Origin of the sequence: Streptomyces sp. NBC_01217, from assembly GCF_035994185.1 — a bacterium.
Lineage (GTDB): Bacteria > Actinomycetota > Actinomycetes > Streptomycetales > Streptomycetaceae > Streptomyces.
In genome coordinates, this window is record NZ_CP108538.1 from 8,077,416 (window position 1) to 8,092,767 (window position 15,352).

General features: G+C 70.3%; 12 protein-coding genes and 1 pseudogene. 10 read left to right on the top strand and 3 right to left on the bottom strand.

Annotated elements, in window-relative coordinates; all coding sequences use genetic code 11:
- The first annotated feature begins 58 nt into the window (after positions 1–58).
- From OG507_RS36075 to OG507_RS36110, 8 genes are read left to right on the top strand one after another with little or no spacing between them, the layout of a single operon-like run.
- Positions 59–1,177, top strand: a complete 1,119-nt coding sequence (locus OG507_RS36075) for an inositol-3-phosphate synthase (protein WP_327371297.1) — start codon at positions 59–61, stop codon at positions 1,175–1,177.
- Positions 1,174–2,250 (top strand): SCO3242 family prenyltransferase, encoded by a 1,077-nt coding sequence (locus OG507_RS36080; RefSeq protein WP_327371298.1) that lies wholly within the window; start codon positions 1,174–1,176, stop codon positions 2,248–2,250. The genes OG507_RS36075 and OG507_RS36080 overlap by 4 nt, the downstream gene beginning before the upstream one ends.
- Positions 2,247–3,104: a sugar phosphate isomerase/epimerase family protein gene (locus OG507_RS36085; protein WP_327371299.1), complete on the top strand. Its 858-nt coding sequence runs from the start codon at positions 2,247–2,249 to the stop codon at positions 3,102–3,104. The genes OG507_RS36080 and OG507_RS36085 overlap by 4 nt, the downstream gene beginning before the upstream one ends.
- 28 nt (positions 3,105–3,132) lie before the next feature.
- Positions 3,133–3,792, top strand: a complete 660-nt coding sequence (locus OG507_RS36090; RefSeq protein ID WP_442811129.1) for an EboA domain-containing protein — start codon at positions 3,133–3,135, stop codon at positions 3,790–3,792.
- Entirely contained in the window at positions 3,792–4,640 is an 849-nt protein-coding gene (locus tag OG507_RS36095; protein ID WP_327371301.1) for a TatD family hydrolase, read from the top strand. Before OG507_RS36090 ends, OG507_RS36095 begins: the two co-directional genes overlap by 1 nt.
- 4 nt (positions 4,641–4,644) lie before the next feature.
- The gene (gene eboE, locus OG507_RS36100) at positions 4,645–5,820 is read left to right on the top strand and encodes a metabolite traffic protein EboE (RefSeq protein ID WP_327371302.1); all 1,176 of its coding nucleotides are present in this window, start codon (positions 4,645–4,647) and stop codon (positions 5,818–5,820) included.
- Entirely contained in the window at positions 5,817–7,241 is a 1,425-nt protein-coding gene (locus tag OG507_RS36105; RefSeq protein ID WP_327371303.1) for a nucleotide pyrophosphatase/phosphodiesterase family protein, read from the top strand. The genes eboE and OG507_RS36105 overlap by 4 nt, the downstream gene beginning before the upstream one ends.
- 30 nt (positions 7,242–7,271) lie before the next feature.
- Positions 7,272–8,303 (top strand): sugar phosphate isomerase/epimerase family protein, encoded by a 1,032-nt coding sequence (locus OG507_RS36110; protein WP_327371304.1) that lies wholly within the window; start codon positions 7,272–7,274, stop codon positions 8,301–8,303.
- A gap of 98 nt (positions 8,304–8,401) precedes the next feature.
- Here OG507_RS36110 and OG507_RS36115 read toward each other — a convergent pair whose 3' ends face one another.
- The 3 genes and pseudogenes from OG507_RS36115 to frc all read right to left on the bottom strand — a co-directional run bounded on the left by OG507_RS36115 (position 8,402) and on the right by frc (position 13,115).
- Positions 8,402–9,793 (bottom strand): OFA family MFS transporter, encoded by a 1,392-nt coding sequence (locus OG507_RS36115; RefSeq protein ID WP_327371305.1) that lies wholly within the window; start codon positions 9,791–9,793, stop codon positions 8,402–8,404.
- An 81-nt stretch (positions 9,794–9,874) separates the two neighbouring features.
- Positions 9,875–11,883 (bottom strand): annotated as a pseudogene (locus tag OG507_RS36120) (acetate--CoA ligase family protein).
- Between the two features lie 2 nt (positions 11,884–11,885).
- Positions 11,886–13,115 (bottom strand): formyl-CoA transferase, encoded by a 1,230-nt coding sequence (gene frc / locus OG507_RS36125; protein ID WP_327371307.1) that lies wholly within the window; start codon positions 13,113–13,115, stop codon positions 11,886–11,888.
- A 206-nt stretch (positions 13,116–13,321) separates the two neighbouring features.
- Here frc and sucC point away from each other — a divergent pair, with 206 nt between their 5' ends.
- A complete protein-coding gene (sucC, locus tag OG507_RS36130; protein ID WP_327371308.1) occupies positions 13,322–14,455 on the top strand; it encodes an ADP-forming succinate--CoA ligase subunit beta in 1,134 nt (377 codons plus the stop codon).
- An 11-nt stretch (positions 14,456–14,466) separates the two neighbouring features.
- Positions 14,467–15,348 (top strand): succinate--CoA ligase subunit alpha, encoded by an 882-nt coding sequence (gene sucD, locus OG507_RS36135; RefSeq protein ID WP_327371309.1) that lies wholly within the window; start codon positions 14,467–14,469, stop codon positions 15,346–15,348.
- Positions 15,349–15,352 lie beyond the last annotated feature (4 nt).

Genomic DNA, 15,352 nt, shown 5'->3' on the forward strand with positions numbered 1-15,352 from the left:
TTGTCGCACAGCGCCACTTGCTCTGCCCAGCCAGGACCCCCAGCCAGGGAGGCAGCCCGTGTCAGCATCCGCCGTTCGTACCGGAGTCTGGTTCATCGGAGCACGCGGCTCCGTCGCCACCACCGCCACGGCGGGGTGCGCGGCGGTCGCGGCGGGGCTCCACCCGGCGGCGGGCATGGTCACCGAGACACCACCGTTCGCCGACAGCGGGCTGCCCACCCTCACCTCACTCGTCTTCGGCGGACACGACACCGTCGGCTGTCCGCTGCCCAAACGGGCCGAGGCACTGGCCGCCGGGGGAGTGCTGCCGCACGGCCTGCCCTCGGCCGTACGCTCCGAACTCGCCGCAGCCGACGCGGAGATACGCCCCGGCGGGCCACTGCCCGGCGACATCCGCAGCGACGAGGAACTCATCACCGCCTTCGCCGCCGACCTCGCCGACTTCGGGCACCGCAACGACCTGGCCAGGACGGTCGTCATCAACGTCGCCTCCACGGAACCCGTCCCGGACCCCGGCGAGCGGCGGCTGCCCGCCAGCTCGCTCTACGCGGCTGCGGCACTGCGGGCAGGCTGCCCGTACATCAACTTCACCCCCTCCACCGGGCTGCGCGCCCCCGCCCTCCAGGACACCGTCGCGGGCTGCGGACTTCCTCACGCGGGCCGCGACGGCAAGACCGGCCAGACGCTGCTCCGCTCCGTACTCGCCCCGATGTTCGTGCAACGCGCCCTGCCCGTACGGGCCTGGTCGGGCACCAACCTGCTCGGCGGCGGGGACGGAGCGGCGCTGGCCGACCCGGGCGCGGCGGCGGCCAAGAACGCGGGCAAGGAACGCGTACTCGCCGACACGCTGGGAACCGCCCCCGAGGGCGAGGTCCACATCGACGACGTACCGGCCCTCGGCGACTGGAAGACCGCCTGGGACCACATCGCGTTCGACGGCTTCCTCGGGGCGCGCATGGTCCTGACGACGACCTGGCAGGGGTGCGACTCCGCACTGGCCGCACCCCTGGTCCTGGACCTGGCCAGACTCGTGGCCCGCGCCCACGAGAAGGGGCTGACCGGCCCCCTGCCCCAGCTCGGCTTCTACTTCAAGGACCCGGACGGCGGACCCGCCGCCCTCTTCGAGCAGTACGTGGCGCTGCTCGCCTTCGCCGACACGCTCCGGGGGGAGAAGTGACGGTACGGGCCTGGGCGGAGCTGCTACGGGTGTCGGCGCTGTTCACCGTCCCGGGCGACGCCCTCGCGGGGGCGGCGGCGACGGGCCGGCGGCCCGACCGTGGCACCGTGCTCGCCGTCGGCGCGTCGCTCTGCCTGTACGAGGCGGGCATGGCGCTCAACGACTGGGCCGACCGCGACGAGGACGCCGTGGACCGCCCGCACCGCCCGATCCCCTCGGGCCGCATCGCTCCAGGCGCGGCCCTCGCGGCCGCGGGCGCGCTGACGGCCGCGGGTCTGAGCCTCGCGGCACGGGCCGGCCGCCCGGCCCTCACCGTCGCCACGGGGCTGGCGGCGACGGTCTGGGCGTACGACCTGCACCTCAAGCACACCCCGGCGGGACCGGCGGCGATGGCAGCGGCACGAGGTCTGGACCTACTGCTGGGCGCGACGGCGACGGCGACGGCGACGGCGGGGCCGGCAGTGGGTGCGCGGGCAGGGCACAGCGGCGTCAACCTCCCGACGGACGCGACAGGTACGACGCGACCGGCCGCCAGCGCCGGCACCGTGCCTCCCACGCGCACCGTGCCTCCCACGCGCGCTGTCCTTCCCGTCGTCCGTTCCGCCGTCCCCGCCGCCGTTCTTCTCGGGGCGCACACCTATGCGGTTACCGCCGTCTCGCGCCACGAGGCGCAGGGCGGGTCCACGGCCGCGCCCCTCGGCGCACTCGCGGCGGTGGTCGCGCTCGGCGCCGTCACGGTGCGGGAACGGCGGGGGGCCGGGGGCCCGCCCCCGGTTCCGGGAAGGGGTGGGCAGGGGGACAACCACCGTCCCCCGCGCGGAGCAACCGCCCCCCGCCTCCTCCTTGCCGCGCTCACCGGCTCCTACTTCCGTACCGCCGCGGGCCCCCTCCTTCACGCCGCCCTCAACCCGTCCCCGCCGCTCACCCAGCGCGCCGTCGGCAGCGGCATCCGGGCGATGATCCCGCTCCAGGCCGCCCTCGCCGCCCGCGCCGGAGCAGCCGGGACAGGGCTCGCCGTCATGGGACTCGTGCCCCTCGCCCGCACCCTCGCCCGGAAGGTGAGCCTCACATGACGATCCGCCTCGGTTACGGCACCAACGGGCTCACCGACCTCCGCCTGGACGACGCGCTCGGGCTCCTCGCCGATCTCGGGTACGACGGGGTCGGCCTGACCCTCGACCACATGCACCTCGACCCCCTCGCCCCGGACCTGGCCGCGCGCACCCGCCACGTGGCGTCCAGGCTCCAGGAGCTGGGCCTGGGCGTCACCGTCGAGACCGGCGCACGCTACGTCCTCGACCCCCGCCGCAAGCACGGCCCGTCCCTCCTCGACCCGGACCCCGAGGCCCGTGCGGCCCGCACCCGGCTGCTCGTCAGGGCCGTCGCAGTCGCCGCCGACCTCGGCGCCCACGCCGTGCACTGCTTCAGCGGCATCACCCCGCCCGACACCACCCCCGACACCGCCTGGCAGCGGCTCGCCGAAGCCCTCGCCCCCGTCCTGGACGCCGCCGACCGCTCCGGCATCCCCCTGGCGATCGAACCCGAGCCCGGACACCTCCTCGCCGACCTCGCAGGCTTTCACCACCTGCGCGTCCTCAGCGGCGACCCGCCACCGCTCGGACTCACCCTGGACATCGGCCACTGCCAATGCCTTGAACCCGCCCCGCCCGTCGACTGCCTCCGCGCGGCCGCCCCCTGGCTGCGGCACGTGCAGATCGAGGACATGCGCCGCGGCGTCCATGAACACCTCCCGTTCGGCGAGGGCGAGATCGACTTCCCGCCCGTACTCGAAGCGCTCGACGCCCTCTCGGACACCGGCTACCGCGGCCTCACCGTCGTCGAACTGCCCCGTCATTCCCACGCCGGCCCCGAACTCGCCCGCACCTCCATCGAATTCCTCCGCAAGCACAGCCCGTCGAGCCGCTGAAACCGCCGAAGGGAGCGACGCCATGCCGATGACCCCGACGACCACCCCGCTGCTGACCCGCAGAGAACTCGACACACAACTCGGCGGAGCCGCGCGCGCCTGGCTCGACGAGGCTCTCGCCGAGGCCGAACACGCCGCCTCCCGCGAGGACACCGAACAGCCCGGTGGCCCGTACGCCGTACCGCCGTGGGAGCTGCGGTACGCCGCCGCAGGCCGGTACTGCGGACTCGAACACGCCGACTCCGTACGCGCCCTGCTGCTCATCGAGGCCCGTGCCGCACTGCCCGCCCTGACCCGGCTGTACGAGCAGGGCACCGCCGCCGAACGACGCGCCGTCCTGCTGACCCTGCACCGGCTGGACCTCGGCCCCACCGCCCTTCCGCTCGTCGAGGACGCCCTGCGCACCAATGACACCCGGCTGGTCGCCGCGGCCGTCGGCCCGTACGCCGCGGCCCATCTCGATGCGCACAACTGGCGCCACGCCATCCTCAAATGCCTCTTCACCGGCGTTCCCGTGGCTGCCGTCGACCAACTGGCACGGCGCTCGCGCGGCGACGCGGAACTCGCCCGCATGCTCGGCGACTACGCGGCCGAACGCATCGCCGCGGGACGCAGTGTGCCCGCCGATCTCACCCGGGTGCTCGACCTCACCACTCCCGGCCCTGCCGCCCCCACGGAGGAGTCCTGATGCGCATCTTCGACCCCCACATCCATATGACCTCCCGCACCACGGACGACTATCAGGCGATGTACGACGCGGGCGTCCGCGCCCTCGTGGAACCCTCCTTCTGGCTCGGCCAGCCCCGCACCTCGCCCGCCAGCTTCTTCGACTACTTCGACGCCCTGCTGGGCTGGGAACCCTTCCGCGCCGCCCAGTACGGCATCGCCCATCACTGCACGCTCGCCCTCAACCCCAAAGAGGCGAACGACCCCCGCTGCACCCCCGTCCTGGACGCCCTGCCCCGCTATCTCGTCAAGGACTCCGTCGTCGCCGTCGGCGAGATCGGCTACGACTCCATGACCCCGGCCGAGGACACCGCCCTGGCCGCCCAGCTCCAGCTCGCCGCCGACCACGGCCTGCCCGCCCTCGTCCACACCCCGCACCGCGACAAGCTCGCCGGTCTGCACCGCACCATCGACGTCATCCGCGAATCCCACCTCCCCCCGGAGCGGGTCCTGCTCGATCACCTCAATGAGACGACCGTAAAGGACGCCTCTGACAGCGGCTGCTGGGCCGGCTTCTCCATCTACCCCGACACCAAGATGGACGAGGACCGCATGATCGCGATCCTCAAGGCACACGGCACCGAGAAGGTTCTGGTCAACTCGGCCGCGGACTGGGGCAGGAGCGACCCGCTCAAGACCCGCAAGGTGGGCGACGCCATGCTCGCCGCCGGATTCAGCGACGACGACGTCGACCAGGTCCTCTGGCGCAACCCCGTCGCCTTCTACGGACAGAGCGGCAGGCTCCAGCTCGACATCGAAGCACCGCAGCCACTCCACGAGGGCAACTCCATCCTGCGCGGCGGGGAGTGAGGCGATGCGCTTCCGCCATCCCTGCGGCTCCACCGTCCACCTCTCGTACTGCACCAACGTCCACCCCGCCGAGACACTCGACGGGGTCCGCACCCAGCTGCGCGACCACTGCGAACCGGTCCGCAAACGGCTCGGCCGGGACAGGCTCGGCATCGGTCTCTGGCTCGCCAGGGACGCCGCCCGCAGCCTGATCAACGATCCCTCCCAGCTGCGCTCCCTGCGCGCCGAACTGGACCGCCGGGGCTTGGAGGTCGTCACCCTCAACGGCTTCCCGTACGAGGGATTCGGCGCGAACGAGGTCAAGTACCGGGTGTACAAGCCGGACTGGACGGACCCGGAGCGGCTCTGCCACACCACCGACCTCGCCCGGCTCCTGGCCGGCCTGCTCCCCGACGACGTCACCGAAGGAACCATCTCCACCCTCCCGATCGCCTGGCGCACCCCCTACGACACGGACCCCGGGGCGGCCGGTCGCGCGCACACCGCGCTCACCACCCTCGGCGAACGCCTCGACGCACTGGCCGAGCTCACCGGCAAGTCCATCCGCATCGGCCTCGAACCCGAGCCGGGCTGCACCGTCGAGACCACCGCCGACGCCATCGCACCGCTCACCGCTGTCGGACACCGGCGGATCGGCATCTGCATCGACACCTGCCATCTGGCCACCTCCTTCGAGGACCCCGACACCGCCGTCGACGCGCTCGACGCAGCCGGTATCCCGGTCGCCAAGGCGCAGCTCTCCGCCGCACTGCACGCCGAACACCCCCACCTCCCCGAGGTACGCACCGCACTGGCAGCCTTCGCCGAGCGCCGCTTCCTCCACCAGACCCGCACCAGCACCGCCGCCGGGCTGCGCGGCACCGACGACCTCGACGAGGCGGTCACCGGCCGGGTCCTGCCCGACGGCGCCCCTTGGCGCGCCCACTTTCACGTCCCCCTGCACGCACCTCCCGCACCACCGCTCACCTCCACCCTTCCCGTGCTCCGGTCCGCGCTGACCCGACTGGTCGGCGGCGCACGGCCCCTCACCAGGCACCTGGAGGTCGAGACCTACACCTGGCAGGCGCTCCCGGCCGAACTGCGACCCCGCACCCGCACCCAGCTCGCCGACGGCATCGCCGCCGAACTCACCCTCGCCCGCGACCTCCTGGTCGACCTCGGCCTCAAGGAGCTCCCGTGACCGCAGCCGAGCAGACCAGCACATCCATCCCGCCCAGCACACCCGGTTCACCCACCCCCCTCCTCGTTCTCGACGTCGTCGGTCTCACCCCACAGCTCCTCGACCACATGCCGCACCTCAAGGCCCTGGGGCAGTCCGGCACCCACGCGCCCCTGGGCACCGTGCTCCCCGCCGTCACCTGCGCGGCCCAGTCGACCTTCCTCACCGGCACCACCCCCGCCGAGCACGGCATCGTCGCCAACGGCTGGTACTTCCGCGAGCTCGGCGACGTCCTGCTCTGGCGCCAGCACAACGGTCTGGTCGCCGGAGACAAACTCTGGGACGCCGCTCGCCGCGCCCACCCCGGCTACACCGTCGCCAACATCTGCTGGTGGTATGCGATGGGAGCCGACACCGACATCACGGTCACCCCGCGCCCCGTCTACTACGCCGACGGCCGCAAGGAACCCGACTGCTACACCCGGCCGCCTGCCCTGCACGACGAACTCACCCAGAAACTTGGCACGTTCCCCCTCTTCCACTTCTGGGGTCCCGGAGCCGACCTCGTCTCCTCCCAGTGGATCATCGACGCGACCCGGCACATCCTGGACACCCGCCACCCGGACCTGGCCCTGTGCTACCTCCCGCATCTCGACTACGACCTGCAGCGCTACGGACCCGACGACCCCCGCTCGTACAGGGCGGCGGCCGATCTCGACCGGGCCGTGGCACCCCTCCTGGACGACGCGCGCCGCGAGGGCCGCACCGTCGTAGCCCTCTCCGAATACGGCATCACCCGCGTCGACCGGCCCGTCGACATCAACCGGGCCCTGCGCCGCGCCGGCCTCCTGGAGGTCCACACCCAGGACGGCATGGAGTACCTGGACCCGATGGCCTCCCGCGCCTTCGCCGTCGCCGACCACCAGCTCGCCCACGTCTACGTACGCCGCCCCGAAGACCTCGAAGCGACCCGCGAAGCCCTCCAGGACCTCCCCGGCATCGAGCAGCTCCTCGACGACGAGGGCAAGAAGGCCAACGGCCTGGACCACCCGCGCTCCGGCGAACTGGTCGCCGTCGCGGACCCGGATGCCTGGTTCACGTACTACTACTGGCTCGACGACGCCCACGCGCCCGACTTCGCGCAGCTCGTCGAGATCCACCGCAAACCCGGCTACGACCCCGTCGAACTCTTCCTGGACCCGCAGGACCCGTACGTCCGGGTCAAGGCCGCCGCGGCCGTCGCCCGCAAGAAGCTCGGCATGCGCTACCGCATGGCGGTCGTGCCGCTGGATCCCTCACCTATTCGCGGCAGCCACGGCCGCCTCCCCGTGAGCGAGGACGAAGGTCCGCTCATCCTGTGCTCCACCCCCCACGCGTTCACCGGCCCCGTCCGGGCCACCGATGTGAAGTCCCTGCTCCTCAAGCTTGCCGGACTGCACTGACAACGTCCCACCCTCAGAAGGAGTTCCGCCATGAGCCGCCGCACCCCCGTCGACGCCGAACTCGCCCACAGGCTGAGCAGGCGCTCCATGCTCGGCGTCGCCGCCGGAGCCACCGCCGCCGCTCTCGTCGGCGCCGCGGCTCCGACCGCCGCCGCCCACAGCAAGCCGCACGGCAGCCCCCTGCTGCCCCCAGGCCGCCTCGGAATCCAGCTCTACACCCTCCGCGACAAGGTCTCGACCCTTGGCTTCGACAAAGTCTTCGCCGAACTGGAGGCGTACGGCTACGACGAGGTCGAGTACGCCGGGTACACCCAGGGTTCGGCCGGCGCCATCACCCTGGCCCAGCTGAAGCGGCTCACCCGCGACCACGGGCTCCAGGGCATAGGAAGCCACGTCGGTTACGCCGACGACAACAACCCCAACGCCTACACCTTCGCGCAGAACCTCACCCAGGTTCTCGACGACGCCCAGGCCCTCGGCCTCAAGCACATCGGCACCGCGTCGGGACCGTTCCGCTACGGGTCGACGGTCGACGCCTGGAAGCGGGCCGCCGAGGACTTCAACACCTACGGCGCCGCGGCCAGGAAGCGCGGCATGAAGTTCTACCAGCACAACCACGCCGAAGAATTCTCCTTCGCCACGGACCGGCCCGACGTCCGCCTCTACGATGTGCTGCTCGCCGAGACCGACCCCGACCTGGTCTTCCTGGAGATGGACATCTACTGGGCGTACGTCGGTCAGTTCCGCTTCAGCAAGCGGGTGGACGGCACAGCCGACAGCTTCGACCCGCTGCACTACGTACTGAAGCAGCCCGACCGCTACCCGCTCTTCCACGTCAAGGACGGCGAGCACGACGACGCGGTCCGCGACGGCTACCGCATGGTGGACGTCGGGGACGGCGACATCGACTACAAGAAGTTCCTGAGCGCCGTCACCAAGACGCGCGGCGGCCGCCGTGACCACCACTGGCAGGTGGAGCACGACCAGCCGATCGTCGACTCCTTCACCACGGCCCGCCGCTCGGCCGCCTATCTGCACTCCCTGCGCCAGAAGGGCTGCTAGCCGGCACGGCCCACGCACGACGGGCCTCCCCGCACACCGCGCGGGGAGGCCCGTTGTCGTACGTACCGCACGGCCTATGGGATTCGATCCGCGGTCATTCAGGCCATCTCCTCACCTGTCGGATGCGGATTGGGTTCGATACGGCGCCTGCCTCCCGGGCGCCCCGGCTGCTTCAGGAACAGGGCCAGCACCGCCGAGGCGATCCCGACCGATCCCGCGATGACGAACGCGCCCTTGTAGTCCCAGGCATCCACCACCACGGCGCCCATACCGGAGCCCAGCAGCCCGGAGATCAGCTTCGAGCTGTAGACCATCCCGTAGTTCGAGGCGTTGTTGTTCTCCCCGAAGTAGTCCGCGGTCATCGCCGCGAACAGCGGGAAGATCGCGCCGCCGCCGAAGCCGGAGACCATGGAACAGAACAGGAAGAACGGCATGCTGCCCATGGACCCGGAGACCAGCACTCCGAACTGGGCGGTGCCCAGCACCACGCAGACGATGATCAGTGTGTTGCGGCGCCCGTAACGGTCGGAGATCCAGCCGATCACTCCGCGCCCGGTCCCGTTCACGATCGCCTTCAGGGACATGGCGGTGGCCACGATCCCGCCCGCGAATCCCATGTCCTTGCCGAACGGCACCTGGAAGGCGATGCCGAAGATGTTGATTCCCGCCGTGCAGAGCAGACAGAACCACATCATCCACAGCACGGGTGTGCGCGCGGCCTGCCTCGGGGTGTACTGCTTCACCGCCGGCGGGTTCTTCTCCAGCGCGCGCCTGATCCGCGGATCGTCGGACACGGTCAGCGGGTCGACCTGTTCGGGCCACCAGTACTTCGGCGGGTCCCGGAAGAACCAGCCCGCGAAGGCCACGACCAGGCAGCAGATCACACCGACCATGACCAGCACGGTCTGGTAGTTGCTCAGATCCATGTACGACGTGAAGAGGAAGACGAACGGCACCGAGCCGTAGGCGAAACCGCCGTTGACCATGCCGGTCTTGCCGCCCTTGCGCTCCGGGTACCACTTGCCGACCATGTTCACGCAGGTCGCGTAGACAAGACCGGCTCCGATGCCGCTGCACGCGCCGAAGCCGAGATACGCCCAGAAGACACTCGGGGCGTACGCGAGCGAGAGATAACCGAGGAAGGTGCCGAGAGCACCCAGCATCATCGCGTACCGGGCGGGCAGCCGCCCGCTCTCGCGCAGTTGCCCGGCAGGGAAGGCGACGGCGGCCTGGAAGAAGACCCAGACCCCCATGAGCCAGAAGATGTGTCCGCTGTTCCACAGATGTGCCTCGTGCAGGGTGTCCTCGGCGGACGTGAAGGCGTACTCCGAGGAGCTGATGCCCATCATGCCGATCCAGGGGAACAGCACCATGGTCCAGCGTGGTCGTCCCATGATGTCCCGGTCGGTCTGGCCGATCCGGTAGGTACGGCCGTTGCGGTCCGTGACCTCTCTGTACGGGACTGCTGTTGTGATGTCGGTGGTTGTCATGTGGAAGTAGCACCCCTTGCGTCGAAAGCTCCTGGCCAGCGCCCCCTGTCCCATGCCTTTCGTTCGCCCGGCGAGGTCAGTTCATCGACCACCGCCCAGCAGCCCCGCCGCGCGGGCCCAGCGGTACTTGGCGCCGAGTAGGGCGACCGGCCGCTCCGTCGTGTACGGATAGGCCACGACGCCGCGCTCGAAGAGATACGCGCAGGCCTCCTCGACCTTCGTGTCACCGGCCAGCGACGCCACGACGGGCTTGAAGATCCCGCGGTCGCGGAACTCCTGGACCACCCGGGCGGTCAGCTCGGCGAAGGCCAGCGGCGGGGTGACGATCGTGTGCCAGTAGCCCAGGACCAGCGAGTGGATGCGCGGGTCCTCCAGGCCGAGGCGGATCGTCGCCTCGTACGTCGACGGCGGCTCGCCGCCCGTGATGTCGATCGGGTTGCCCGCCGCACCGAACGGCGGAATGAACGCCCTGAACGCCGTGTCCAGATCCGGCGGAATCTCCATCAGCGAAAGGCCGTTGTCGACGATCGCGTCCGACAGCAGCACTCCCGAACCGCCGGCGCCCGTGATGATGACGACGTTGTCGCCCTTCGGCGTCGCAAGCACCGGCAGCGCCCGCGCGTACTCCAGCATCTCGTTCAGCCCCGGCGCCCTGATCACTCCAGCCTGGCGCAGGATGTCGTCGTACACCGCGTCGTCGCCCGCCAGCGCGCCCGTGTGCGAACCGGCCGCCTTGGCGCCCGCACTCGTACGGCCCGCCTTCAGCACCACGATCGGCTTCTTCGGTACGGTCGCCCGCGCCGCCTCGACGAACGCGCGCCCGTCCTTGAGGTCCTCCAGATGCATGGCGATGCACTGGGTGTGGGGGTCCTCACCGAACCAGGTCAACAGATCGTCCTCGTCGATGTCCGACTTGTTGCCGAGCCCCACGATCGCGGAGACACCGGTCTTCGTCGACCGGGCGAAGCCGAGGATCGCCATGCCGATGCCACCGGACTGGGAGGTCAGCGCCACCCCGCGCCTGACGTCGTAAGGTGTGCAGAAGGTGGCGCAGAGGTCCTGCCACGTCGAGTAGTAGCCGTAGATGTTGGGCCCGAGCAGCCTTACGCCGTACCGCTCGCCGATCGCCACGATCTCGTCCTGCAGCGCCTGTTCACCGGTCTCGGCGAACCCGGACGCAACGAGCACCGCATTGGGAATCCCCTTGCGCCCCACCTCCTCCAGCGCCGATGCCACGAACTCGGCGGGGATCGCGAAGACCGCCACATCCACCTCACCGGGAACGTCGGTGACACTCCTGTACGCCTTGCGGCCCAGAATGTCATCGGCCCGGGAATTCACCGGATGGATCTCCCCGGAGAAACCTCCGGCGATGAGATTGCGCATCACCGAATTGCCGATCTTGCCCTGCTCGTTGGAGGCACCGACCACGGCGACCGAGCGCGGCTCCATCAGCCGGCGCATCGAGGCGAGGATCTCCTCGCGGCCGTAGGTGCGCCGGGCCCGGACGGTCCCGGTCGACAGCAGGACCCGGATGTCGGCCGCGATCGCACCCTCCGGCGTGGCGATGACCGGATTGAGGTCGACCTCCGCGATCTCCGGGAAATCCGTGACCAGTTGGGAGACCCGCCGGATCTGCTCGGCCAGCGCCCACCGGTCCACCGGCGGCGCGCCGCGTACCCCGCGCAGGATCTCCGCCGCACCGATCGAGTCGAGCATCGACTGCGCCTCGTCTGCTGCACCTGCACACCATCGATCCGGGCGTCGGGCGCGTACGCCCGCACGTTCTCGATGATCCGACGGAACGCGGCCCGCACCTCAAAGGCGCCCTCCACACCGACGACGACACCACCGGCATCCGTCTTGTGCAGCACATCGGGGGAGACGATCTTCAGCACGACCGACCCGCCGAGCCGGTCCGCGAAGGCCACCGCCTCGTCGACATTCTGCGCCAACTCCTCGCCCGGCACGGCGATCCCGTACGCATCGGCGACGATCTTGCCCTCGGGTGCGGTGAGCGCACTGCGTCCGGCGGCACGGACGGAGTCGAGCAGCGCCCGTACGGTCTCGCGGTCCTGTGTTTCGGCCATGCTCAGATGACTCCGTTCGTCTTCAGCAGTCGCAGCTCCTCGTCGCCGAGGCCCAGCTCACCGACGTACACCTCTTCGTTGTGCTCACCGAGCAGCGGCGAAGTCACCACATCCACGGGGGAGTCGGAGAGCTTCAGCGGGGAGCCGACCGTGGTGAACGTGCCGCGCTCGGGGTGCTCCACCTGGACGACCATCTCGTTGGCGACCAGGGACTCGTCCTCGATGATCTCCTTGGTGGAGAGGATCGGGCCGCACGGGATGTTGTGCGTGTTCAGCCGCTCCAGCACCTCCCACTTGGGGAGCGTCGAGGACCACTCCTCGATGAGCTGGAACATCTTGTCGAGCTTCGGCAGCCGGGCCTCGGGCGTCGCCCACTCGGGGTCGTCCACCAACTCCGGGCGCCCGATCAGAGAGGCGAGCGGCTGCCAGCCGACCGGCTGCACAATGACGTACACATAGTCGTTGGGCCCACCGGGCGCACACCTCACCGCCCAGCCGGGTTGCCCGCCGCCGCTCGCATTGCCGCTGCGCGGCACCTCGTCGCCGAAGTCCTCGTTCGGGTACTCCGCCAACGGACCGTGCGTCAGCCTCTGCTGGTCACGGAGTTTCACCCGGCACAGGTTGAGCACCGCATGCTGCATGGCGACGTTGACGCGCTGCCCGCGCCCGGTGTTCTCGCGCTGGAACAGCGCGGCCAGAATGCCCGCGACCGCGTGGATGCCGGTTCCGGAGTCGCCGATCTGCGCGCCGGTCGCGAGCGGCGGACCGTCCTCGAAGCCGGTGGTGGACATCGAACCGCCCATGGCCTGGGCGACCACCTCGTAGGCCTTGAAGTCGGTGTAGGGGCCCGCGCCGAACCCCTTGATGGAGGCGTACACGATCCGGGGGTTGATCTCCTGGATCCGCTCCCAGGTGAACCCCATCCGGTCGACGGCGCCGGGGCCGAAGTTCTCCACCATCACATCGGAGCGGCGGATCAGTTCGGTGAGGATCTCCTTGCCGCGCTCGCTCTTCGTGTTGAGAGTGATGCTCCGTTTGTTGCAGTTGAGCATGGTGAAGTAGAGGGAGTCGACATCCGGCAGGTCGCGCAGCTGTCTGCGGGTGATGTCACCGCTCGGCGCTTCGAGCTTCACCACGTCGGCGCCGAGCCAGGCGAGCAGCTGGGTGGCGGAGGGACCGGACTGTACGTGTGTCATGTCGAGGACGCGCACGCCCTCAAGAGCTTTGGTCATGCCAACGGTTCCTCTGCTGCTTGTACGGGCCTTTCCTCAGGCGCGGCGATCCCCGTCCCTTCGTAGCGGGCGCGGGAGCTGTTCCGATGCCCACGGTATATTGCATACAGTCGACGAATACTGTATGAACCTTGTTATCCCGCATCCGGTGGGTGGTGTCCAGGGGGCGTGCGGCACTTTCACAATCGGCACGATCGGGAGTGGCTATGGATCTCTACGAGCACCAGGCACGGCAACTCTTCGCAGAACACGGCATAGCGGTACCGCGTGCCGAGGTCGTCGACAGCGCGGGCGCGGCAGCGGAAGCGGCGGAGCGGCTCGGCGGCCGGGTCGTCGTCAAGGCCCAGGTCAAGACCGGCGGCAGGGGCAAGGCGGGCGGGGTGAAGCTCGCGGCCGACCCGTCGGCGGCCGGACTGACCGCACGTCAGATCCTCGGCATGGACATCAAGGGTCACACGGTACGCACCGTCATGATCGCCGAACCCGTCGACATCCAGGCCGAGTTCTATGTGAGCTACGTGCTGGACCGTGCGGCGGGCACGTTCCTCGCCATCGCCTCCGCCGAGGGAGGCATGGAGATCGAGGAGGTCGCGGCGAGCCGCCCGGAAGCGGTGGCGCGCATCCCGGTGGACCCGGCGCAAGGAGTCACACGGGCAGAGGCCGCCCGGATCGCGCAGGCGGCGGGGCTTCCCCCGGAAGCGGCCGCCGTGCTCCAGCAGTTGTGGCAGGTCCTCGTCCGCGAGGACGCCCTGCTGGTCGAGGTCAACCCGCTGGTCCGTACGGGCGGAGGGGAGATCCTCGCCCTCGACGCAAAGGTCACCCTCGACGACAACGCAGGCTTCCGCCGGTCCCGTTGGGGGAGCGAGGCCGACGACGTACACGGCGACCCGCTGGAGGCGGCCGCCGCTGCCAAGGGCCTCAACTACGTCAAGCTCGACGGCGAGGTCGGCATCATCGGCAACGGCGCCGGACTGGTCATGTCCACCCTCGACGTGGTCGCCGGCTGCGGCGCCCGCCCCGCCAACTTCCTCGACATCGGCGGCGGCGCCTCGGCCGGTGTCATGGCCGACGGCCTGTCGGTCATCCTCTCCGACCCCGCAGTGCGATCCGTCTTCGTCAATGTCTTCGGAGGCACCACGGCCTGCGACGCGGTGGCCGACGGCATCGTCCAGGCGCTGGAGTCCGTACGCCTGACCAAACCGCTCGTCGTCCGTCTCGACGGCAACAACGCGGCCAGGGGCCGCGCGATCCTCGACGCACACCCGCACCCCCTGGTCGAGCAGGCCACCACGATGGACGGCGCCGCGCGCCGAGCAGCCCAACTCGCCGACGCAGCCTGAGGAGACCGGACATGGCGATATATCTGACCAAGGAGAGCAGGGTACTCGTCCAAGGCATGACAGGCGCCGAGGGCATGAAGCACACCCGCAGAATGCTGGCTGCGGGCACCCGGATCGTCGGCGGGGTCAACCCGCGCAAGGCCGGCCGCACGGCCGACGTGGACGGTACGCAGGTGCCGGTCTTCGGCTCCGTACGGGAAGGAATGGACGCGACCGGAGCGGACGTCACGGTCGTCTTCGTCCCGCCGCCCTTCGCCAAGGCGGCCGTCATCGAAGCAGCCGACGCCGGGATCGACCTGGCGGTGGTCATCACCGAAGGCATCCCGGTCCACGACGCGGTCGCCTTCCACGCCCATGCCCGCGCCCGCGGCACCCGCATCATCGGCCCCAACTGCCCCGGAGTGATCACGCCCGGTCAGTCGAACGCGGGCATTATCCCGGCCGACATCGCCCCCGACCCCGGCCGCATCGGACTCGTCTCCAAGTCCGGGACCCTCACCTACCAGCTGATGCACGAGCTCCGTGACATCGGTTTCTCCTCGGCCGTGGGCATCGGCGGCGACCCCGTGATCGGCACCACGCACATCGACTGCCTCACGGCCTTCGAGGCCGACCCCGACACCGAACTGATCGTCCTCATCGGCGAGATCGGCGGTGATGCGGAGGAACGGGCCGCCGCGCACATCGCGCGCCACATCACCAAGCCGGTGATCGGCTACATCGCGGGATTCACTGCACCCGAGGGCAAGACAATGGGACACGCGGGCGCGATCGTGTCAGGCTCGTCGGGTACGGCCGAGGCGAAGAAGGCCGCGCTGGAGGCGGCCGGAGTCGCGGTGGGCTCGACCCCGACGGAGACGGCCCGCTTGGTCCGCGAGCGCCTGGACCGGTGACCCC